Annotated in this window: 1 protein-coding gene; it reads left to right on the top strand. The window is 42.5% G+C overall.

Annotation, left to right across the window (positions count from 1 at the left end):
- Positions 1-287, top strand: a 287-nt coding sequence (locus tag ACFIK0_RS09675) for a hypothetical protein (protein WP_375663957.1), incomplete at both ends; no start/stop codon positions are given.

Genomic DNA, 287 nt, shown 5'->3' with positions numbered 1-287 from the left:
TCTAACTTACACCACACATGCTCTTAACCAACCAATCAACTTCGTTGATAACAGTGATAAGACAACTGTAGTAGGTACGCAAGATATTCCAGGAACAGTAGGTAAGACAGTAAGCCTTACCAAAGACGGTTCAAACAACACTACTAAGTTGAGTGTTCCAGAACACTGGACGGTAGTAGGCCAAGCCCCAACTTCTATCACATTTGGTAGCAAAGATGGCGACCCAATGACTGTCTACGTAGAGCACATCAAGACTCCAGTAAATGTAGATGAAAACAACTGGGATA

This window comes from Bartonella sp. CL63NXGY (assembly GCF_042194905.1).
In the GTDB taxonomy this organism is placed as follows: domain Bacteria; phylum Pseudomonadota; class Alphaproteobacteria; order Rhizobiales; family Rhizobiaceae; genus Bartonella.
This window is presented reverse-complemented; position numbering and strand designations above follow the sequence as displayed.